General features: G+C 47.4%; 12 protein-coding genes. All 12 read right to left on the minus strand.

Annotated features, from left to right (window positions below; all coding sequences use genetic code 11):
- Positions 1–78 precede the first annotated feature (78 nt).
- The gene (locus tag GC096_RS15160) at positions 79–1,164 is read right to left on the minus strand and encodes a Gfo/Idh/MocA family protein (RefSeq protein WP_171631334.1); all 1,086 of its coding nucleotides are present in this window, start codon (positions 1,162–1,164) and stop codon (positions 79–81) included.
- 876 nt (positions 1,165–2,040) lie between these two features.
- Positions 2,041–4,281 (minus strand): glycosyl hydrolase family 95 catalytic domain-containing protein, encoded by a 2,241-nt coding sequence (locus GC096_RS15165; protein ID WP_312886275.1) that lies wholly within the window; start codon positions 4,279–4,281, stop codon positions 2,041–2,043.
- A 15-nt stretch (positions 4,282–4,296) separates the two neighbouring features.
- A complete protein-coding gene (locus GC096_RS15170; RefSeq protein WP_171631336.1) occupies positions 4,297–5,175 on the minus strand; it encodes a carbohydrate ABC transporter permease in 879 nt (292 codons plus the stop codon).
- A 16-nt stretch (positions 5,176–5,191) separates the two neighbouring features.
- Positions 5,192–6,157, minus strand: coding sequence for an ABC transporter permease (locus tag GC096_RS15175; RefSeq protein WP_376769503.1), 966 nt, complete (start codon positions 6,155–6,157; stop codon positions 5,192–5,194).
- 86 nt (positions 6,158–6,243) lie between these two features.
- A complete protein-coding gene (locus GC096_RS15180) occupies positions 6,244–7,881 on the minus strand; it encodes an extracellular solute-binding protein (protein ID WP_171631337.1) in 1,638 nt (545 codons plus the stop codon).
- A gap of 212 nt (positions 7,882–8,093) precedes the next feature.
- Positions 8,094–10,409: a helix-turn-helix domain-containing protein gene (locus GC096_RS15185; protein WP_171631339.1), complete on the minus strand. Its 2,316-nt coding sequence runs from the start codon at positions 10,407–10,409 to the stop codon at positions 8,094–8,096.
- Positions 10,410–10,492: 83 nt separating this feature from the next.
- On the minus strand, positions 10,493–11,620 hold the full coding sequence (locus GC096_RS15190; protein WP_171631341.1) for an alginate lyase family protein: 1,128 nt from the start codon (positions 11,618–11,620) through the stop codon (positions 10,493–10,495).
- Between the two features lie 140 nt (positions 11,621–11,760).
- Positions 11,761–16,668, minus strand: a complete 4,908-nt coding sequence (locus tag GC096_RS15195; RefSeq protein WP_171631342.1) for a chondroitinase-B domain-containing protein — start codon at positions 16,666–16,668, stop codon at positions 11,761–11,763.
- A 908-nt stretch (positions 16,669–17,576) separates the two neighbouring features.
- The gene (locus tag GC096_RS15200) at positions 17,577–19,052 is read right to left on the minus strand and encodes a protein adenylyltransferase SelO (RefSeq protein WP_171631365.1); all 1,476 of its coding nucleotides are present in this window, start codon (positions 19,050–19,052) and stop codon (positions 17,577–17,579) included.
- Positions 19,053–19,087: 35 nt separating this feature from the next.
- Positions 19,088–21,130: a dipeptide ABC transporter ATP-binding protein gene (locus tag GC096_RS15205; protein ID WP_171631343.1), complete on the minus strand. Its 2,043-nt coding sequence runs from the start codon at positions 21,128–21,130 to the stop codon at positions 19,088–19,090.
- Positions 21,131–21,147: 17 nt separating this feature from the next.
- Positions 21,148–22,041, minus strand: a complete 894-nt coding sequence (locus GC096_RS15210; RefSeq protein WP_171631345.1) for an ABC transporter permease — start codon at positions 22,039–22,041, stop codon at positions 21,148–21,150.
- Between the two features lie 39 nt (positions 22,042–22,080).
- Complete coding sequence (locus tag GC096_RS15215; protein ID WP_171631346.1) at positions 22,081–23,007, minus strand: ABC transporter permease; 927 nt, start codon at positions 23,005–23,007, stop codon at positions 22,081–22,083.
- Positions 23,008–23,026: the final 19 nt, after the last annotated feature.

The following is a 23,026-nucleotide window of genomic DNA, read 5'->3' on the forward strand; positions in this document are numbered from 1 at the left end:
AAGTCAATGATGAGTTTAAAATACACCTACATGTGCATAATGAGCCAGAGTCGAATTGTCCGTCTAATGATCCTCCCTCTATTGCGGCTTATAGGTGATCAGCATTTGATCGACCATCATTTTGAAAATCGTCAAATCCTGCTTATAGTCTTCTGGTGTCGTCTTCAAGCTCTTATCCTGCGTAATGGATTCATGGAAAATTTCCATTTCGATGGTGTAAGGATCTTTAAACGTTGGCCGATGGACTCGCTCCTCGTAAGCTTCTCCTACTGTTTCACCTATATGTAAGGTCGTCGGCAAATGCCGGATATAAGGTGTATTGTACTGTATTTTCAACTGTTTCGTGGATCCGAACACCTCGATATGGGCATCAAAACGTCGGTTCTGATCTAGCCCCGTTTCATACGTCGCGTAGAAGCCATCGTATTCGAAGGTAGCTGCCATACTCGAGCCCCCTTGCCATTGCACAGCGGAAACGACGCGATTCGGGACACCAATAAGCTCGCGCATTGCGGAAATGTCATGTGATCCTAAACCTAGCAGCAACGAATAGGCATTATAGATCTCCTGCGGAACCTCACCAATCGCTTGCTTCATCAATCGTTGATGGATGGTTTTGCGTTCGATCGCAGCTTCAGCCGGAATGTCTGCAAAGCGATGAACGGTGCTTGTTTGATTCGTAAAAAAATGATTCATCCCAATAATGCCGCGAATAACCGCATATTGAATGCGTCCCATGTCTCTGACATCCTGGACAGCCTGTGTAAATGCCGGTGCATAGCGGCGCATATAGCCGACCATGACCTTCACACCATGTTCATCTCGTGCTTCTATGATGGCATCAGCTTCTTGCTGGGTCATCGTCATCGGTTTTTCAATAAATACATGTTTCTTCTGCTCGATTGCAGCAATCGCACATGCCGCATGATACTCGTTGCTATTTAGGATAAAAACAGCATCAAGATCAGACTGCTTAACGAGTTCCAATGCATCTGTGTACTGCTGGTGAACACCATATCGAGATCCTGCCCACTGCACTAAACGGGGAGATATATCACAGATCGCAGCTATTTCATAACATTCGCTTAGTGATTCTAGGATCGGTAAATGAATAATTTGAGCAACCTCACCAAGCCCGATGACCCCAACTTTGAGTTTCTTCATGTCAACAACTTACCTCCGATTAACATCGTAAATTGAACGCCACTTCCCCTTAGAACGAGTAGTCGATTGTGGAAGAGTGGTATCTACCTGAACAGTACGCTAGTTGAGCGTCGGTGTATATTTCAATTTGCGTCGTTTACTTCGAATCGATGTGATATCCCCTAGCAAGAACACTGCAAAATGAGCCGAAATCTTCAATATCAGTTCTGATGTCCTATTATTGGGACGGCCCCCCTTCTTTGCGCCATGCCGAAGATACGGAACGTGGTTCCCTTTCGCAGCACCGCGATCCCATACTGGAGCGTTCACCACCTTACTCCCCAACTAAATAAGGACAAAAAAATCCCTGCTACATTGAGCAGGGAAAGCGCTTGATGAAATGCTTCTCAGGCTTGATCACATTCATCCCGAGTTGAATCCCTTGTGTAACCGAAGAAGAATACAATCGGAAATCCTGATAGGGCGAATAAGCTATTCGACACGAGGTAAGTCTTCCCCTTTGGCATGCCTGATACAATAAAATGTGACTGTTCCTTACGTCATCCTCGAAAGGGAACTAGGATGTCCTAATTACAGATAAATAGGCAAAATCACCATCGAAGGGGAACTACAATACTCTATTCTGCCGAAAAGCTCGATAAAATCACTCCAAATTGCCATTAACGCACCTAAGTTCCCCTCGGAATCGATTTCAGCCCATTTCAGCCAAATAAGGCATCTAGTTTCCCCCTGCGCAAAGTTATTAACCCATTTAATCACCGAAGGAAAGGGTGCCAAACTGTACGCTACATAAATAAAGCCGTCCTAAAGTAGAAGAATCTACTTATGGGACAGCCTCATTTTCATTCGTTATCGTGCCGGAACTATTTTATCGACTTATTTGTCTGAATGAAACCCGTATAACCGCCAAGGCTTATGTCCACCGAAGTACCGCACAACCTTGTCCCTGCCTCCGACCGGACGAACATGGAAATCAGGAATCTCTTCACCTGGGTAGAGAACAGCCTCTTCACCTTTCTTCAACTCCAGTGATAGTTCATCGTGAATAACCGATTCACCAGTCACTCGCTCCTTGCCATCCACGCCGAAGATCTCCCATCGAATCCGTCCCTGCCAGCCCGTCTTGATCAGACAAGGTTCTCCCGCCAAGCTCTTCACTCTAATCCACTGCGTAGCAGCATCCTTGCGGACTGCGCTGACTAAGAACGCGCCTTCCCCTCGCAAGTCATGGAAGGCCAGTTCTGTCCACGCTTCCGGCACAGCCGGAAACACTCGCAGCTTGCCGCCCCAGCTCTGAAGCAGCATATCCTGGATCGATTCTGCACCGGCCAGCGGCGTTTCGATCACCGGTCCCGCTTCCTTGTACATCGTATTCGGCTTGATGATGAGCAGCAGCGATTGCAGGAGCCGCATCGCCTCATCTCCCCAACCAAGAACTGCGGCAATGGATGCCGCTCCGGTCATACTGAAGCCGCGTAGATCGCCTTCTTTCGCCAGCCAATGACGCAGAGAAGTTGCGATTAAAGCCCGCTCTTCCTCCGTTTCTCCGTTGATCAGATGCAGCGGGAAAATCGCCAGCAAGTGACTAAAGTGACGATGGCCGTAAGCAAGCGGCATATCACGCCCCACCATAAAGCCAGTCTCATCGACTGGCAGCGGAACCAAATGCTCCAGAATGTCTTCCCATTTCGGACTGAGCGGATCGTTAACGCTCAACCTCTTGCATATCGCAAGCAAGGTCTCACAGCCCCAGTGCAGCAAGGAAAGATCATAATGACAGTCCGGCACCGTTGTCCGCATGAATGAGCCGTACTCGGGAGATATCGTCGGAGGCAGATGCAAGCAGCCGTCCTCCCCCTCCTCCAGCAGATGGATATAATAATTCACACTCCGCTTTAAAATCGGAAATAATATTTCCTCCAACATGCCATCATCCATTGTATATCGGTAGTGCCGCCACACGTTATGACAAATCCACGTTAAATTGCCAACCTCATCCTCTACATTCGTCTCCAAGTCGAAGCTGCAGCTCCGTCCTAACCCAGCCGAATCGTGCTGGAAACGTTCAGGCACATTGCGAGTCAGCTGGTTCCTGTTCGCATGCAACGAACGAACAAGAGATTCCCCCATTTCCAAACGATTAGCCGTATAAACTGGTGAATAACTCATCTGTACATTCATGTTAAACCAAACACCAGGCCAAGGCGTCGATGTAAGCCAAGGACCTTGATTATCAATCAAGGGTTTATCTACTCGCGTAGCTGAAGCCAACTTATACATTTGTATCCAATAAAAGCTTTCCAATCGTCCATCCGGCAGCGAAACGAAGCTTTGCTGGTAATATCGGTGCCACCATGCTCGGTGAGCTTGAACCCATTCTTCGAAATTCGCCGCTGAAGCCTGCGCCACCGCCTCTACGGCTTCAGCCTTTGCCGATTCACCATGCCCCCGGGCAATGGACAGCCAACAGATGCGCCGATTCGGCGAAACCTGCACGTCCTTCCAAGCGGTTACGCAGCCATCTTCGCCGGAATACCCTTGGGTACACACGCGAGTGCCATCCTCATCTTCCGTATACGCTACTTCCGTCTGCGGCACATATTGATTTAAATTCACGCCGTCTGCATTCTTCAGAACAGGATCGACTTCTGGAAAAGGGTACCACGCAAAGCGAGCGCCACTTTCTCCCTCTGTCGTCTCGATCTCTATAGCGATCACGGGATCGAGACTGTGAACGAGTGAGCGCAGCTTGACCTCTCCGCTTGTTGTCGTCAGCGTAGCTTGCAATTCAGCGTTCCACAAGTTAATGCGCATCTTTGTTGGATGATAGATCTTCCCTTCCAATTCCAGATCCAGTTCACCAAGCTGAACGCGGGGCGGGAATCCCGGTTTGTCCGTACGGATGGCCGTGACATCCGTGCGCCCGGTCACCATGCGAAGCACATTTCGCTTACTCGCATGCTCCTCCCCATAAACCATCGTGCCGAGCAAGCCATTGCCGAGGAAAGCTCCTTCATCCCAGCTAACAGGCTTAACTACCCATTCCATATCGTTATTGGCCATGTAGGCTTCCCAATCGACCTCTAGTTTAACCGCAGAGCTGTTAACTTCTTTCACGCGAAGATCCCTCCTCTATCCTTTGACGGCTCCGATGAGAGCACCTTTCACAAAGTATTTCTGTAAAAATGGATATACGAACAAAATCGGAACCGTCGCAACGATGATCGTCGCATACTTCAAAGTAGCGGCCAGCATGGCAGCATCGTCATCGGAAGCACCTGAATTGGCATTGGTTTCCCCTTGCAGCAAAATCCCCCGCAGCACAAGCTGCAATGGATAGAGCGAACGCTCCTGCAGGAAAATCATCGCATTAAACCAGGAATTCCAATGGCCTACGCCGTAATACAGCAGCATGACAGCGATCACGGGCATCGAGAGCGGGAGCACAATCCGAAATAGAATAACGAAGTCGTTCGCCCCATCGATTTTGGCCGATTCCTCAAGTGCATCTGGGATCGCTTCGAAAGCTGTCTTCATTAGAATCAGATTAAAGGTATTGATAGCAGTTGGAATAATAAGCGACCATAAGGAATCGATTAATCCCACACCTTTGACCGTTAAGTAAAGGGGGATCAACCCACCGCTAAAGAACATTGTAAAAATGATAAACAGCATGAGCGGCTTGCGGTACCGCAAGCTCTTTCGCGAGAGGGCGTAAGCCCCGAACGCCGTGAGCGTAATGTTCAGCACCAAGCCCGCTAGTACGACAAACAGCGTATTGCCGTAGCCTTTTACAATCATCGGATTGCGGAATACATTCGTATAAGCATCAAGTGAGAATCCGAGAGGACGCCATAACATACCCTTATAGCCCATCAGAGTTCCTGCGTCACTTACAGAAGCAAACAACACATAAATAAGTGGATATACGGTAAGCAGCATCATTAAAATCAGCAGCAAAACATTGAACGTATCAAAACATATTTCTGAAAAGCTCCTCTTGTTTACCATCCTCACGCACACTCCTTTACCACAAGCTTGTATCGTTAAATTTGCGGCTCAGCCAGTTGGAGGAAATGAGCAGGGCAAAGTTGATGACCGAGTTAAACAAGCCCACCGCTGAACTGTAGCTATAATTGAAATCCTGCAGACCAACGCGGTACACATAGGAAGAAATGACGTCTGCCGTCTCATAAGTGCCCGGATTGTATAGCAAAATAATTTTCTCAAACCCGACATTCATCATCTTGCCAATGTCGAGAATAAGCAAAATAATGATGATTGGCATAATCCCTGGCAGCGTGACGTGTGTCATTTGTTTCCATCGACCAGCGCCATCGATTCTGGCTGCCTCGTACTGCTCTTGATCTATTCCGGTTAAAGCCGCCAAAAAAATAATCGTTCCCCATCCGATATTTTGCCATATCCCGGAAGAAACATAGACGGTACGGAACAGACTAGGTTCAAGCAAGAACGTTGACCGTTCTCCTCCGAAGAAGGCAATGATATCGTTGATGACCCCATCACTAGTTGTAAAATCTTTCAGAATCCCACAAATAACAATCAAGGAAATAAAATGTGGCATATACGTCACGGTTTGCACAATTCTTTTAAAGAAAGCATGCCTCAATTCATTCAGTAGAAGCGCCAAAATAATAGGTGCCGGGAACCCGAACAACAGCTGGTAGAAGCTGATCAGAACCGTATTCTTAATCGTTCGCCAGAAGTAGGCTCCATTAAAGAAATTAACAAAATGCTCGAACCCGACCCAATCACTCCCCCAAATACCGATTCTTGGGGAGTAATCCTTGAAAGCAATCAGGGCGCCATACATGGGCGCATAATGAAAGACGACATAATACAGCAGAACAGGCAGCAACATCACATATAGCAGTTTGTTTTTACGTATATCCAGCAATAGCCCGAAACGGAATACTTTCCGTTTGTCTTCAACGGCGGAAACTGGCTTCGTTTTGGAAATCATGGTGTTCATCGCATCACCTTCTCCTGCCACGGCCCAATTCTTGCGGAAGGTCAGAACAGTCCTGTCTACCTCCCGCAAGATGTACCGTAAACTAATTATCTCTTATTGTATCGATCCAACGCTTGTTGATAAATTTGGGTTACCTTCTCGATCCCCATTTCATTAATCCGTTTGACATACTCATCAAATTTGCTGATCGGCTCTTTGCCCATAACAAATTTAACAAACATTTCTTCTTTATAGCTCGTAATCGCTGTACTCAATTTAGCCAGTTCTTTACTTTCTTCCGTTGTTGGCGTCAAGAAAGGAGGCATCACATGCTTGACAGCGTCCGTTTGCTCCCAAATCCCGACAGCGTCATCTTGCTCTTTGTACGTATTGAAGCTCTTCCGGCTGTCACCCAAGAACGGACCGTTCGGCTTTGTATATTGGGAAACCATTTGTTGCAGGCTGAATTTCGGATCTTTGGTGATTTTATCAGTGAACGTAGGCACGCCATTGTTCATCGTATAGCTTTCGCCTTCAATACCGAAGTTGAAGAGCAATGCGCCTTTCTCGCCAAACGCATAATCCATCCATTTGACAGCCAGCTCCGCATGTTTGGAATCCCCTGCAACAGCTTTACTTACAGCTGGGTTGTATTTAAAGTCACGTTGACCGATGAAAGCGCGTTCGCCTTTGTTCAACGTCGGGTATGGAGCAGCTACAAGCTGGTAGTTCGGGTTCGTCTTCTTACCCGTATCCATCCATTTACCAACGGCGCTAAGTAAGCCGACTGTCGCTCCAGAAGCATTGCTTAGTAATTTCGTATCCTGCGATTTGGAATCCGTATTCAATGCAAAATCCTTATCTAGCAATCCTTCCGCATACCATTTGTTCAGCAGCGTCAGAGCATCTTTGAATTGAGGATCGATCGGTCCGAATTTCACCTTGCCTTGATCATTGATGTAGAATCGGTTGGCTGTTTTATAAGCGCCAATGAAGGCATCCTGAATATTCAATTCATTGCTGTACTGAGCGGTCAAAGCAGCGGTAGCTCCTTTTTTCTCCTTAAACGCTTTCAATACGGTGTACCATTCATCAATCGTCGTAGGCACTTTGAGGTTCATCTCATCCAGCCAGTCTTTACGAAGCATCGGTCCACGGAAAACCAGGCCGTTGTCCGGACGAATCATTGGAAACGCGTAGTAGGTACCGTTGTCCGTTTTAATCATTTTGTCCAGCTCTTTATCCTGTTGCAGCAGCTTCTTTAAATTTGGTGCGTTTTTATCGATCAAGTCGTTGAGAGGAAGGATGACCTTGTCGGCAATCGCCTTCTCTGGTCCACCTGGATACGCAGCTGTTCCACCGCCGCCCCAATTGTATTCAATCACATCGGGCAAATTATTCGAAGCAATCAGCAAGTTGAATTGTTCCTTCGATTGACCGTCAGCAGGATGTGTATACTTGACCTTAACGCCGGTTTCGCTCTCCAATCTCTTACCAAAAGGGGAATCGCCTATATTCGGAAATAACGTTGTCAAGTTCGGGTTAATCTGCTCCCAAGATGTTAGTGTTTCTTGCGTAGCAATTGGATATTTGCCTGCTGCCGCAGTTGGTGCTGTCGTTGTTGTAGCAGTTCCCGTTTCACTTGGTGACTTCGTTGTATCTTTGGAACATGCGGCGAACATACTAGAAGCGACCACTACGCTTAGTGCCAGGCTTATGGATTTTCTTTTTGAACGACTGCTCATGTGGAATCCCCCTCATATTGTCTAGTGCGATTGATTTCGTTGCAGCACTGTAGCTTTAGTATGGCTGGTAAAGCACCCTTTTGAATATCGTCAAAACTGCAAATCACTATTTAAAATCCGTAGAAAGCAATCATCAGAATCCAAAATCACTATGCAAAAAATGAAAAGTCGCGCAAGCAAGCTTGTACGACTCCATGTCAAACGGTTACGTATCACTTTAGTTCTTTGTATTTCCCTGGTGTAATGCCCTCAAACTTCTTAAAGGTCCGATTAAACGTATTGATATCTGCATACCCAACCTTCCGCGCAATCTCCATAATAGAGAGCGATTGTTCGCTTAGCAGCTTCTTGGCCTCTTCGAGCCGTGTTCGACTTATAAAATCAAGCAGTGCATCGCCGGTTTGTGCCTTAAATTGTTTGGATAAATAAGAAGGCGTGATTCCGAACTTCTCTCCAATCATCGAAATGTTCAAATTATCTTCCGCATAGTTGGCTTTCACAAAGGAGCTCACAAGCTCGCCAAGCGGGCTGTACTCCTGTTTGCGCTCAGCTTGGATGGACTGGCAGACCTGCCCAAGAATCGAAAGGATTTCCCCTTTCATTTCTTTCATCGTTTCGCATCCGAAAAGTCGTTCCACAGGATGAAACTGCTCGATAAAGGACGCTTTATTACTTTGCGAGCCGATTTCATTCATCGTTTTCAACATCGTGCTGGCTAGATCAAACATGAGGCACTTGCCAAGCGGTACGGACAACACCGCATTGGATGCATTTGTTTCTATAATTTGCTCAATGATAGAGCTCGACTTTTCATAATCGCCTGTTTTGACAAAATTAATCAATTGCTGCTCCACATGTAACGGGTAATAATAATTTCCGGCCTGGTGGGCAGCTTCGGAACTCGGTAATTCATCGTATCGAATGATCTCTCCCCCTCCTACCACAAGTCGATAAGCCATCGCCGACAGCGCTTCTTGATAGGCCCCGGCAATCCCGAACAACTCGGTATGAATTCCGCTAATCGACACCGTCAAATGTACATGGAAATGGTCAAGCAAGAACAATTTCACCTGCTCGGCAACCTGCTGCAGGTCCTCGGGGTCCTGCCCCATGCCGAAATTAAAAATACAGGCCTGCATGTCGTCAATTTCCGTTACGAAACCACGATGCTGGCTGCCGATCACTTCTTCCACCACATTCATCAGGATGAATTGCATCAACTTCACCTTCTGTGGATCTACAGTGACATCTTCCTGGAATTTGCCAAAATGATCGATATGGAACAAGAGTACAGCAAAATGAGCGGATGACAATCGAATATCGTGCGCTGAGAGCGATTCATGTACAGGAATGTCCTGCTCCAGATTCCCCTTTAAGAGCCCTTGCAGAAAATGCGAGCGAATAGCATCGCGGTGCTGATGCAGACGGCGATCAACCTGCTCTTTCTCCGCGAATGTATTGTTCAGCGCATCTTGCAGGAAGCCATACTCATTCGTTCCCTCGGCAAATGAAATCCCTGCTTTCATGGAGAAACTGCGGATGAGCAGATTAATCGGATTGTAATTTTTGCGAAGGAACAAGAAAGTGACCACCCCGCCTAGCAGAAGGCTGAGCAAAATGCTAGCATACACGAGCCTTTTCATATATCTCATCTTGTCGTCAAAACGCTCAGCAGGAATCATCGACATGTATTTCCAGCCTGTCCTAGCTGACGTGGTATAGGATACAGCGACCTGTTCTCCGGCTACATCCCCGTAGAAGAGTCCATTTTCGCCAGTAAATTTGTCATAAGTAAGAAATTGCGGCCTTTTCTCAAGACCACTAGAAGCAACTAGTCGGTTTTCTTTATCCAACAGCGCAACAGATGTCGCTTCCGATGGCGGAAGATTGGCAAGCAGTTTCGTATCTCTCATCACGAACAGGAGCACTGCTCCTGGCTGATCGCGATTCGCCAATGACACCGATTTAGCAAATAAAACAGCTTTGTACGAATTGTCATTCTCTTTCATCGTCACGGGCATATAGGCCTGAACATAGCGTTCGTCTAGAAACGACTTCCAAGCATCATAACCTCTCAAGGTTTGTCCGTCCAACATCTGAAACAATTGGCGCCCGTCCGTCCGATTACGGGTCGATATGACCGTATCGCTATTTTTGTAATACAGATAAATTTGTTCAATGAACTCATTCGCTGTCTGGTACACCCGCAAATCATTCGAAATGGTGACTAAATCGTAATAATCGTTATCCGAAAGCGGCAGTGAGGTATTGATAAACGCATTCACCTGTTTATTGAGGGAAATTTCCAGACTTAATCGCTCAATACCTCCCAAACTGTTATCTATCGCTAATTCCATCTGCTTCAATGCGTTCGTGTTGGCACGATTTACTTCCGATTCGACCACATGCCATGAAGCCGCGTATAGAATTCCGCTTATGATGATTGGGACGAGCAGCACGGAAATATAAGAAGTAAACCAAGTAAACATTACGCTGCGTTTATTAAACCGGATCCGATTAAACTTCATTAGCACTAACCCCTTATCCCCATTTGTCACTGTTTTCATATATTATAGCGAAAATAGAGGAACCCGTCTCTGTTTTAAGTCCCTCATATCCAAAGCAGCGGCTGCCTAATCGCCATATTCCGCCGCAGTTCTGCTTCTTTCGGCTTTTGATCTAATGTATGCCATAAGGCGAGTAGCCTATCAGAATCATAAGCCAATCCTGCAAGCAGTAAAAATGACATAGCTACAGGCCATTGCGCATCATATTCGACATCTCGGCCATAGGGCCAAGTTTGCTTATTTTCAATGTAGGGAAGTAAGAATGCGATCCCTTTCTCTATACCTCTGCCATCCGACAGCTGAAATTTCCATAAATTATCGTCTGGCGTAGAAAGTAGATGCGTAAGCGTAACGAAATTATCGAGTGTAAAGAGGGAGTAGGCATAGGGCTTCGTACGGGACAATTCCCGCGGAAAACTGCCATCTGTGGCCATCTGTTCGACCAGTAGTTTGGTTTTGTATTGTTCTCTGCACCAATCCAACATCGTATGTTGACCGGTCAACCGTGCAAATGCGGCAGCCTGCACATACCAGCATACCCCATGATTGTTCGGTTCGTTTCTTTCTTCCACCCCTTGCGGATGCTCATTCATCCATTGCAAGTATTCCGCGAACCATGTGGAAACATCCTGTAGGACGAGTGAATCTGCTACCGACAAGTGACTGCGTTGTAGCATCTGAACAGCTGCTGCCACATCAATCAAATGCAGCGTATCGATGACACCGATCCCTCTTCCGTCACATACGCCAGGCACTGCTTGCGCGTAAAGCAGATGCGGATTCATTCGTGTGCTCTCATTGACGAAAAATGCATCTAGCAGCCGAACTGCGTGGGAAGCGTACCTCTGCTCACCCGTTATTCGATATGCGGCAACCAGACAAGCAACCCTAGATCGCATTCGGCGAAGGAGAATCCGATGTGCATGAAAATTACCTGGATTACTCTCACCATCTCGGCGCACATACGGCAGTCCATCTGGCGTATTGGGATTTGGCCACCAGTAATCGCCATTTGAATAATAGTCATGAGCGCTTCCCGGACTATGCGGGGCTATCTCATCCGTAATCTGAACAGGAAGTGACGTCAGGCAAACATCAGCCTGTTGGATGATCGCGGTCAGATCGATATATAAGTTCCATTGATCTTTATTAACTTGTCCAAAATGTTCCATATTATTGTTCCCCCTTCAGGTGTGCAAACAAAGCACTAAATGCAGCAGGCCAGATCCCGAAAAAAACGGGATGTCAGGCCTACTGCATATGATCTACCTTTTATACGTATTTGTGCATGAGATATGAGATCAAAATAACGTTAGCGATCCAATAACCGCATAATAATCGTTACGGCTTCCGCCCTCGTTGCCTTAGCTAACGGCTCGAACGTATTTTGCTCACGTCCGGTTACAAGCCCTAAGGAAACAGCTTGCGAAATGGCTGGCAATGCCCAAGCTGGAATTTGGGAACTGTCGCTAAATGACACTTGGGATGAAACTCCCCCTTGCTGATTATAAGCCCTTATTAGCATAGCAACCATTTCTGTTCGGTTGATCGGGTTATTCGGCCGCAAGGATTCGTCTTCATACCCTTGAAGAATACCAGCTTTCAGCGCTGCCCCCAATTCGAAGACAGCCCAAGCTGGAATATCTGCTCCATCGGCAAACTTCGTCGTTGACGTTTCAGCCTTCAAACCAAGAGCTCGAACTAACATAGCTGCAAATTGCATTCTCGTCATGGGCTCGTCAGGCTTGAAGCTGCCATCCGCGTAACCGTTCACGATGCCTTTGGCAGCTGCGCGAGAGATAACCTCCGATGCCCAATGTTTCGGCACATCAACGAACGATTGCTGTTTGGACGGATCTGTAGGACTTACAGGCGGTTTGCTCGGTTCCGGTATTGGCTTCGGCGTTGGTGTTGGTACAGGCGCTGGAGTATAACCCGATGAGGAATCCGATGAAGACGAACCACTTGCCGCTGGACGCTGTGCCCGTATCGTGTACGTTTTATGTACACCGGAAGGCATTGTCACATCCAGCAGAACCACACTGCCGCTAGCGGCAATGGCGAGCGTTCTGCTCTCGCTGCCACTGAGAACGGTTTGCTGCGCACCACCGTCTACGCTAACTTGAATCGCAGCCCCCTTAGCGAGGGAAGTCGGCGTCAACGTCAAGCTGTTGATCCCAGTTGGGACCGTCACTGTGTAGTAAGTGATCTCCGAGCTGAATGCCGGTGAGATTGTCAGATTCGAACTGATTTGAATGCCGCTTAAAGCTGGCTTCTCCTCTTCAGCTGGCACGTTCCGACCTGCAGTTGGCCCAACATCGGCCGACGTTAACGGCCGTTGCGTCAGCACGCTCGCAGGCACATACTCATCCGCACCGACGTCAACCGTATTTGTCCGTCTTTGACCGTCCATATCATCCCTCGGCAGGTACGGGCCTTGTGCGGCGTCAACCGCTGGACTTAACGGCGATAAACGGATCAATCCGTCAATGCCACGAACCAGCTTCAAATCACCTTTGTACGTGGCGCTTACAACAGTCGCAGCTGCTGACACAACCGCAAGACCGTCGGTCATGTTGCCGACATAGGTCGGTCTGCCATCGGTAATATCTTTTTCATTGAATATCGTTCCCGCATTGCTGAAAATCACATTGTTATACACTTGCGTCCCCGTCGGCTCGAATGTCCGTTTCGCCATTTTCAGCGCGGAAGCTTTGCTGGCTAAATTGACGATCGTATTGTTAAAAATCTGTACGTTATATTGCCGCCAATGTCCGCGAAGCAATTCCGTCTGTCTTTCCTCTGACAAGCTCCGGAGTGGAGCCACCTCATTCACGCCGATCCCCCAGTGGATCATCGGATTCGCACTGCCATCCGGTCCCGCATCCTCCGTGCCGCCATCAACTGTAATGGCATCGTCAGTCAAGCCTTCCATGTAATTGTTATATATTTGATGGTCATTCCCATAAATACGGAAGCCACTGGTACCTTCTTTTTTCCCGTCTGCAATAATAAAGTTACCATAGAAGCTGTTACGATGACCATGCCGAGCCACCATGCCTCCAAAGGAATTCAGAATCGTGTTGTACCGAATCGTATTGTCGCTGCTTTTCACCGACACGATCTCATCTTCGCCGTTCAAGCCATCGAACAGGTTGTATTGCACGGTCACATGGCCGGGCACCAGAGACAATCCTGAGAGTCCGAGACGAATCGCTTCCATCCCATTGGAGACCCGTGGACCCATATCGTGGAAATAATTGTACTCAATCACGTCGTATTGCGAAACCATATCTTTGCCATCGTACGTAATTGCAGCGCCAAAGCCGGTCTTCGGTCCAATATCGTTGTAAGCAATCCGGTTATGACTGCCGTTGCCCTCTACCCGGATATAGTGCCGATCCGTCCCACCATCCGTTTGCAGCGTAGAGCCCGGTGTATGCGACGTTTCCCCTGTATAGACGGCGTTATTAGCGTTATATTCGCTGCCATAACGGCAGCTGTTCTCCACGCCGATGACGCACCAAATGATCTGCCCACCTTTTGTAAACCTGTATTTCTGCCCCGTTTCATCTAAGGCAAATGTGTTGCGCAGAATGGAGACATTGTTGGTGTCATACAGTTCTACACCAGGGTGCAGCTCTTTCAATGTTTTTAAGAAATTGTCGTCAACAATACCTCGACTTTTCAACGAATCTTCGCTATTCGCCGACCCGCCGCCGGAATGGAACGTAAGCCCTTCCACGCTGACGTAGCTGGCATTGTGGATATACATATAACTGTCCCCAGCGATAATCGCCTTCCCTTGCTCCACAGCCACCACCCGAATCGGTTGCGCAGCCGTTCCATGCTTATCCTTAATGATGAATGCCCCTTGCTGCTCGTAGGTGCCATTTTGCAACTCAATCGTCGTACCAGGAGCAGCCTGGTCGAGCGCAGACTGCAACTCGCTTGCTGTATTCACACGAACAACTTGAACCGGCGGCAGCGGATCTACCGGTTTATCCCCCGCTTGCGGCGGCCCAGTTGGTCCTGTCGGCTCAGTCACTTCTGGTGGTGTTCCCGTGTACAGCTCAACTTCGGTTATACTGTTCCAACTGCTTGAGCTCCCTGACGCACTATTGCCATACCCAACCAACCGTAAATAGCGGTAGGCTCCAGGCTGACTCAGCACATAGGGCTGCAAAATACTGTCGCCGACGCGAAGTGCCCGGCTGCTTCGTTTGGATAACAGCACCGTCGATTGCTGGAAATCCGCCTGATTCGAGCCTAAGATTTCAAAGGAAGACACCCGGTCAATCGCATTCAGGAAAGCAATGTTCAAATAGGTTACTGTCTCCGGCTGCCCCATGTCAAACTGCAGCCACTCCCCTTGTCCCGACGCCGACCAACGCACATCGCCATCCCAGATCCCGTCCACGACATTGGCCGGAATATTCGTTGTGTTCGGTTGATACGAACTGCCGGTCACCGTGGTAGCGTTCATGGGAATACGGCCGTTCGTTCCTTTGGCCGACAACCGATACGCTTGCAAGGTATACGTATTCATCGAGCTGCCGCTGGATGCGTTCACCTTCATTTTGTTAATCCCAGGTGTCATGGCAATTTGGTTCATATCGCCCACCGGCTGGTTCGCCACCGCATTGTTCGTCAGCGTCGCATCCACGGAAATCCCTGCGTCTGCCTGCGAATCCAAGCGGATCGTGTCGGCATCCTCAGGGACCGTCACCTCATAACCGTCTAGCTTGGTCGGTAAGAAAGAGGGGGTCATCCCCAGATGCTGACTGCCCGCCCAAACGTCCAAGGCAGATAGCTGAATGTCCGGCAATTTTTCTGCAAAGGTAAAATACGAACCATTGGCAAGCATCGCATCCGCTGAATAATAAGTCTCCCCATGCAGGTTAACCTGGGTTAAAGGCAGAGACACGGCATCGCTGAAATCACCGCTGCTGCTCGTTAACAAAAGTCCGCCTGACGGAAGCAACCCTTGCGGAAATGCGACCTGCACAGTGCCAACATTACCTGTATTCTGAGCCTTCCAAGTTCGTGTCAATCGCTTGAATCCCGACCCGTATGGTGTCGAAGGAGCGGTGCTGCCGTTATCTCCCCAGAGTAGATACTGTTTATCGACCATCGTTTGTTTTGCACTTATGATGACCTGTGAAGATGCAGGACCTTCACTGCTTCTGCTCGTATCCAGAGCTAACGCGCCTTCCTGATCCTTGGCAATTCCCGCTACGTTATTGTTAAATGCTGTGTTAAGTGTGGACGGCCACACCACTTGCGGAGACACCCCTGCCGAGACGTAATCCTTCCCTTTCAGCGGCGTTCCGAATTTGAGGGCCATATACGTCTGCACTTGTTGATGCTGCGTAACTGTCAGTGCATCATTAAATACAATCATTTCGCCTAATTGTCCGTCGTAACCGGAGCCTCCACTGATAGCAGAGCCAAGGGTCATCGAATTGCTCCCTACTCCTTTCATCGGAAGACGTGAAGCTGTTGAAGTCGCATACGATTGACCGTCAAGCGTAACGGATTGGTAGACGTTCCCTGTCACTGGCTGCGAATCAAATTGAAACCCCCAACTGTTATATTGACGAAGAGGGACGCTATACCCCGTTGTAAGACGTGGATTGCTACCCGAGGCAAGGTCGCCCGCATCCCATAAAACTTGAGAGTTAGGGCTAGAGTAGAATGGAAGGTACGCCCCCAATTTCCCTTTTCCTTGTAACGTCTCATAAAAAATTTGCGACGTCTTAGTCGTTTCCGACAATCCGCCAGCCATCACATACACACTTGCACGATCTACGGCTTCATCTTGGGCGAACAGCCCGTCACCGTCTACTAAAAGACTGCCTGTGCCTGCGCGGATAAATTGCACCGCAGGCTGGAAATTCAGCGACGGATTAGCTGCCACATATTTAGGCTTCGTCCGGGGACTAGAAGTCCCCACTGTTCCATCATTAATAAAATCATTCCCGTTAGGACTGCTGTCCTTCCATACCGTAACCTCGCTAGCCCCATTCACGGTTATACTGGCCGAATCTGCTTTTAGCCACAATTTCAGCAAGCTCTCATCTACGCCCCCCGGCGTTCCTGCCACAGCACTATCTGCTTGCGCTTTGGGGAAGCCTGCAGGCAACCCTCCTAACGTTAAAGCGCTTGCAAGCAGCAAGCTGATTAACCTTTTCGCATATACGCTTGATCCTTTCTTCAATTCAACATCACCTCTTCGTTATGATTGCGCTCTTCGGCAACAGGGCTGATTAGCGTACAAGCCATTACACTCATCATATGGAAACCCTTACAATTAGGAAATCGTCAAAACCCAAACTCATCATCAAAATCTGGAATGGCACTGATCAATATGTAGAATGAACGTGCAAATTGAGGATTCGATCCCTGCAGCCTATCCACTCATACTAGCTTTCTCACAAACATCACGCTTTCTTAACAGAGTTATGTTTAACGAAAAGAAAAACCAGTTACCATCCGATTAGGGGATGGTAACTGGTTTTTGCAGGTGCAGCAAATCGCACACTCGTAGTTTTGGCTCAACAAACTAGTTCAAAACTTTTGGCTTGGTGATACCTCGATATGGACTTGCGGAATGAGCGTGAGATGCGGACGGATGTTAGTGGTAGAGTTAAAAGGGTTTTGAATAGGTTGGCACACTACCAACTTGTATTAACTGGAAATTATACAGCTATTTATGAGGAATTTCCTCGAAAGTTCAATTTAAATGGAAAACATGCAGTTAAAACTTTCTATTTTGTTAATATTGGGTAAAAGAGATAAAATTAACAGCAGGTTCTCCATCTATTTTGCGTTTGAGCGGAAAATCATAAGACTTAACTGTACAAAATCCATCTATTCACTGGGAGCACAGACGATTTACAAAAATCCCATCTGACCAAGTCACTATTCTTACTCAGCAATCTCTACTCCTACTCCTACCTTTCCCTCTCTTCACTTCTCTTTCCATAATAATTCACTTAACTCTACTCACAAGCAACATGTCACTCATCGTTTCGCCCGACCAAAAAGCCTTACGAAAAATCGTAAGGCTGATCCATTTAATACATTCATATTCAACTTAATCAGTTGTTGTATATTTTTCATTTCTCAAGTACCGCAAAAAGTACGATAAGCACAGGCCGTTACATCAGCTGGACTGATATAATCGACCTGTTCAGGAGAATACGCGAAGGGATTTGAAATAACCTCTAACAGCCGCTCCATCACCGTGTAGTCTTCATGTATGACTGCGGATGTTAAAGCTTCTTCTACCCGATGATTACGTGGGATGATTGCTGGATTATGTTTCCTCATTAATTGATGCGAGTCAGCTTTTGTTTCATGCTGATTACTTAATCTAGCCTGCCATCGTTCATACCACTGCCTGAAATCGGATTTGTCATTCATGAACGTTTCCTCAGGTTTATCCAAAGTTAAAGCACGAAACGTATTCGTGTAATCTGCGCGATACGTCTGCATCAAATGGAGCAGCTCTTGAATCAGTGATTCATCCCCATCTTCTTCCTTCCATATCCCCAGTTTGAACCTCATTCCCGTTAGCCAATTAGTGTGATACCGCTCGAAAAAGTGTGCAATCGCATCCGCGATCACTTGGGCACCTTGCTTCGCATCCTCATGCAGTAAAGGTAACAGCGTTTCAGCGAATCTACTGAGATTCCATGCGGCAATGTCCGGCTGTTTGCCATAGGCATAGCGTCCTTCCGTGTCTCTGGAACTAAATACCGTCCCTGAATCATAAACATCCAAGAAGGCGCAAGGACCATAATCAATGGTTTCTCCACTGACTGCTATGTTATCCGTGTTCATCACTCCGTGAACAAATCCAACAAGCTGCCACTCGGCAATTAATTGTGCTTGGCGCTTAATCACTTCTTGAAGCAGCGCTAGATAGCGGTTCTCAGCACCCATAGCCTCTGGGAAATGTCTGGCTAACGTGTAATCAGCTAGCGCTCGTAGCTCATCCACCGTGCCAAATTCCGATGCATATTGAAAAGTTGCAAAGCGAATATGACTAGCGGCGACACGGGTTAGAATGGCACCCGATTGTTCCGTTTCTCGAAGGAAGGTTTCACCTGTTGAAACGACAGCTAAACTTCGGGTAGTTGGAATTCCTAGCGCAAACATAGCTTCACTAATGATATACTCGCGCAGCATCGGTCCAAGTCCCGCTCTCCCATCCAAATAGCGAGAGTATGGTGTTTTACCTGATCCCTTCAGCTGAATATCAACTCGTTCTCCTTGGGGAGTCAACTGTTCGCCAAGGAGATGAGCTCTCCCATCACCTAGTCTGTTAAACTGTCCAAATTGATGACCCGCATAAGCTTGCGCAATGGATAGTCCTCCATCGGGTACCTGGTTCCCTGCAAATATAGCTAAGCTATCACGACTTCGCAACGCACCCTCATCCAACCCCAAGGTTGCTCCCAATGGAGCATTCAGTATAACTAACTTCGGAGCGCTCACAGGAGTTGGATTCATCTTGGTATAAAAGAAATGAGGCAACCGCGAATAGCTGTTGTCGAAGTTCCATCCCGCATCTTTCTTTGCTTTTTTGTCTGACATCATGTCTCCTTCTCATGCAGCTTTACTACTTCAATTTACAAAGGATAATGGCAGGCCGTCCAGTGCCCTTCCCTGATTTGCACTAAGTCGGGCTGCACTTCTTTACAAGTTGCAGTTGCCGCTGGGCAGCGCGTGTGGAATCTACACCCAGACGGTGGATTCGCAGGAGAAGGAATTTCCCCTTCGATCTCGATCCACGCTCTTTTCTGCGAGGGATCCGTCGATGGTATAGAAGAAAGCAAACCCTTCGTGTAGGGATGGGAAGGATGGAGAAACAGCTCCTCACTAGGTGCGATTTCAACCAGTTTCCCCAAGTACATCACGCCGATTCGATCAGATAGATGGCGAACAATATTTAAGCCATGGGCGATAAATAAGTAAGTTAATCCCAGCTTTTTCTGCAGATCCTGCATTAAATTAACGATTTGAGCCTGTACGGATACATCCAACGCAGACACAGCCTCATCCGCGAGGATAAACTTGGGATTGAGGGCGATGGCTCTAGCAATACCAATGCGCTGTCGTTGACCTCCCGAAAACTCATGAGGGAATCGGTCATATATGGAACGATTCAGCCCAACTAACTCCAATAAGTCTTCTACTTTTGCCCGCTTCTCTACCTTGCTTAACGATTCATGGATATCAAATGGTTCACCAATAATATCGCCAACCTTCCAACGCGGGTTCACAGAACCATATGGATCTTGGAAAATGACCTGCATGTCTCGGCGTGCGTCTTGCAGTCCTTTGCTCGAGAGTTTAGATAAATCTTCTCCTTCGAACAGAACCTCTCCCTCGGTTGCTTTCTCCAGCTGCAGCAGCACTCGCCCTAAAGTTGACTTGCCACTGCCAGATTCACCGACTAAACCAAAGGTCTCCCCCTTCTTAATCGAAAAGGAAACATCTTCAACCGCGCGAATGTAGGACTTCGAACGACTGAATGTTCCTTTCCCTATGGGGTAAAATTTGCTTAACCCTTTCACCTCGAAGAGCGTCTCGGTAGTTAAAACCTGTTCGCCAATGACATCGGACGATTGTTGATCTTTCCTAGCAATATCTGTCTTTGTATCTACAACACCTGCATGTTGCTGCCAATCTGCACGCTCAACTAATTCTTCCGAGTACCAACATGCAGCAAGACGTTCATTCACGTTGCGTAAGGGAGGACTATCTTTCACACAGCGTTCGGTCGCAAAAGGACACCTTGGATGAAATCGGCAACCAGACGGCAAATCCGATAGATGGGGAATCGTCCCTTCAATCGAGAATAATCGGGATGACCGGTTGCTATCCATCGTCGTAATGGAACGAAGTAACCCTCTCGTATACGGATGATGGGGCTTAGCGAACAATTGCTCCACACTTGCTTGTTCAACGATTTGTCCCGCATACATCACGATGATTTTGTCTGCCATCTCAGCAGCAATCCCCAAATCATGTGTGATAAGAAGGATCGACATATTGAATTCTTCTTTAAGTTCCTGCAGCAAGTGAAGAATCTGCGCTTGAATCGTTACATCAAGCGCAGTTGTTGGTTCATCCGCAATAAGCAGTTGAGGACTGCATGTTAGCGCCATGGCTATCATCGCTCGCTGCAGCATCCCGCCAGAAAGCTCGCCAGGATATTGGTTCATTCGGATTTCCGGCTCTGGGATGCCTACACGCTTTAATAAATAAACTGCTCGTTCCCAGGCTTGTTCCCGATTTCCCTGTTTGTGCTGAATAATGACTTCGGTAATTTGACTTCCTATGGTAAATACCGGATCGAAAGCTGCCATGGGCTCTTGGAAGACCATAGCCATCTTTTTCCCACGTAATGCCCGAAGATCTTTCTGTGACAACGTCGTTAAATCATCGCCATCGAGAATGATTTGACCACCGGAAATATGACCATTTTCATAATCGATTAAGCGCATGACGGATTTCGACGTAACCGATTTACCGCTGCCGGATTCTCCAACTAGACAGATGGTTTCACCTACACCAATTTTCAATGATATGTCTTGAATGGCCGTGAACGACCCTTTATTCGTTGTGAATTGTACACTTAAGTTGTCAATCTCAAGCAGTTGCTTCAACTTGCGCCGCCTCCTAGCTATGCCCTTCTCTGCTTTGGATCTAGGGAGTCACGTAGTTTATCTCCGATTAAATTAACGGATATGACGAATAACGTAATCGCGAGACCTGGAAATGTACATATCCACCAAGCCACTGTCAGGTAACCTCGACCTTGCGAGAGAAGCGATCCCCAATCCGGAATCTCTTTGAGTACCCCTAATCCAAGGAAACTTAGACCTGCACTAACTAGAATCGATGCACCTAAACCGATCGTGGACATGACCAAGAGCGGGGACCATGCATTGGTTAAAACATGGCGAAAAAATATACGCATAGAAGAAGCGCCTATCGATCGAGAGGCTGTAATGAAGGATCGATTCTTTATGCTCAGAATCTGACCTCGCATGACCCTTGCGTATTGCGGAATGGAGGCAGCTGCAACTGCAAAGATCAGATTAAATAAATGTGGGCCAAGAGCAGCAGCGATGGCTAGTGCCAACAGAATGCCAGGTATCGTCATTAATACATCGATAATGCGCATGAAGATCGTGTCAATAACGCCGCCGATGTAGCCAGATAGCGCACCGATACTTCCTCCAATGATGCCTCCTGCAAGTACAGAGGAGAAACCAATAACGAGAGAATCACGACTGCCATAGACGACAAGACTGAACACATCTCTGCCAAAATAGTCCGTTCCAAACAAATGAGATTTACTTGGCGCATGCATAATCTGATCAGCGAGCATCGCTGTAGGTGCATACGGAGCAATCCATTGCGGAAAAAGCGCGCATCCAATAATAAACAAAGCCATGATCGCTGCTAGATAAACCAGAATCTCTGAAGCATTCCATGTTCTGGGTATCTTTGTGATTCGAAGATGCCACTTATGTCTTAGCCCAATCGTTCTCGCAGAAAGAACATCTTTCATCGTCACCTTTCTCCTCTCCACCGTGCTTTCATATCCGAATTATTGTGTCCGGCGAACCCGTGGGTCAATAAATACATACGAAATATCAACTAGCAAATTAACAATGACATAAATGATCGCTGAGAAAAATACGACACCTTGCACAACAGGCAAGTCTTTGGACATAATGGCGTCCGCTAGAATTCGGCCAATCCCTTGTCTGGAGAAGACGGTTTCGATCACCACGGTACCTGCCATCAAATCTCCGATATGAATACCAATGATCGTAACGGCAGGAATTAAAGCGTTGCGAAGTGCATGTCGATACATCACTAATCGTTCCGATAATCCTTTGGCACGCAGTGTCACAATGAAGTGCTCATTGATGACTTCGAGCATCGAGTTACGTACCATCCTAACGATAAATCCAGCTCCCACGAATCCGAGTGTAAGTGAAGGAAGGACAAGTGTGATGAATCCCTTTGACCCCATTGCCGGAAACCAGCCTAAAGATACTGAAAAAATAAGGATCAGCAGAATACCGGACCAGAACGTCGGCATGGATATCCCGAACAATCCGACAATACGAGCTAACACATCGATCCATCGATTGCGGTGTACGGCCGAGAGAACTCCCAGCCCTACACCAATAATCGTGGAAATGAGCGTACTAGCTAATGTGAGTGCCAACGTTGCTGGGAGATGTTTAAGAATTTTGGGCAACACAGGTTCACTGTTAAGTAATGATTTACCGAAATCCCCATGGATCATGGCCATGAAATAGTGTCCAAACTGGACATAGAAAGGTTCATTTAGCCCGAGCTGATGTCTTAAATTTGCAATCGCCTCCGGTGACATGGAGGAAGGATCAATCATGGAAAGCACAGGATCTCCTGGCAGCACATACAAAATACAGAATACAAGGATTAAGGAACCAAGAATGACCAGCAATGAAACTAGAAGTCGTTCCGTTAATATCCTGCTCATATCGATTAGCTCCCTGCTG

It is taken from the genome of Paenibacillus plantarum, assembly GCF_013141695.1.
Lineage (GTDB): Bacteria > Bacillota > Bacilli > Paenibacillales > NBRC-103111 > Paenibacillus_E > Paenibacillus_E plantarum.

Excerpts from the sequence above, each read along its gene's own strand:
- GC096_RS15160 (WP_171631334.1), bottom strand. The coding sequence starts at position 1,164 with ATGAAGAAACTCAAAGTTGGGGTCATCGGGCTTGGTGAGGTTGCTCAA.
- GC096_RS15170 (WP_171631336.1), bottom strand. The coding sequence starts at position 5,175 with ATGGTAAACAAGAGGAGCTTTTCAGAAATATGTTTTGATACGTTCAAT.
- GC096_RS15175 (WP_376769503.1), bottom strand. The coding sequence starts at position 6,157 with ATGAACACCATGATTTCCAAAACGAAGCCAGTTTCCGCCGTTGAAGAC.
- GC096_RS15180 (WP_171631337.1), bottom strand. The coding sequence starts at position 7,881 with ATGAGCAGTCGTTCAAAAAGAAAATCCATAAGCCTGGCACTAAGCGTA.
- GC096_RS15185 (WP_171631339.1), bottom strand. The coding sequence starts at position 10,409 with ATGAAGTTTAATCGGATCCGGTTTAATAAACGCAGCGTAATGTTTACT.
- GC096_RS15190 (WP_171631341.1), bottom strand. The coding sequence starts at position 11,620 with ATGGAACATTTTGGACAAGTTAATAAAGATCAATGGAACTTATATATC.
- GC096_RS15200 (WP_171631365.1), bottom strand. The coding sequence starts at position 19,052 with ATGTCAGACAAAAAAGCAAAGAAAGATGCGGGATGGAACTTCGACAAC.
- GC096_RS15210 (WP_171631345.1), bottom strand. The coding sequence starts at position 22,041 with ATGAAAGATGTTCTTTCTGCGAGAACGATTGGGCTAAGACATAAGTGG.
- GC096_RS15215 (WP_171631346.1), bottom strand. The coding sequence starts at position 23,007 with ATGAGCAGGATATTAACGGAACGACTTCTAGTTTCATTGCTGGTCATT.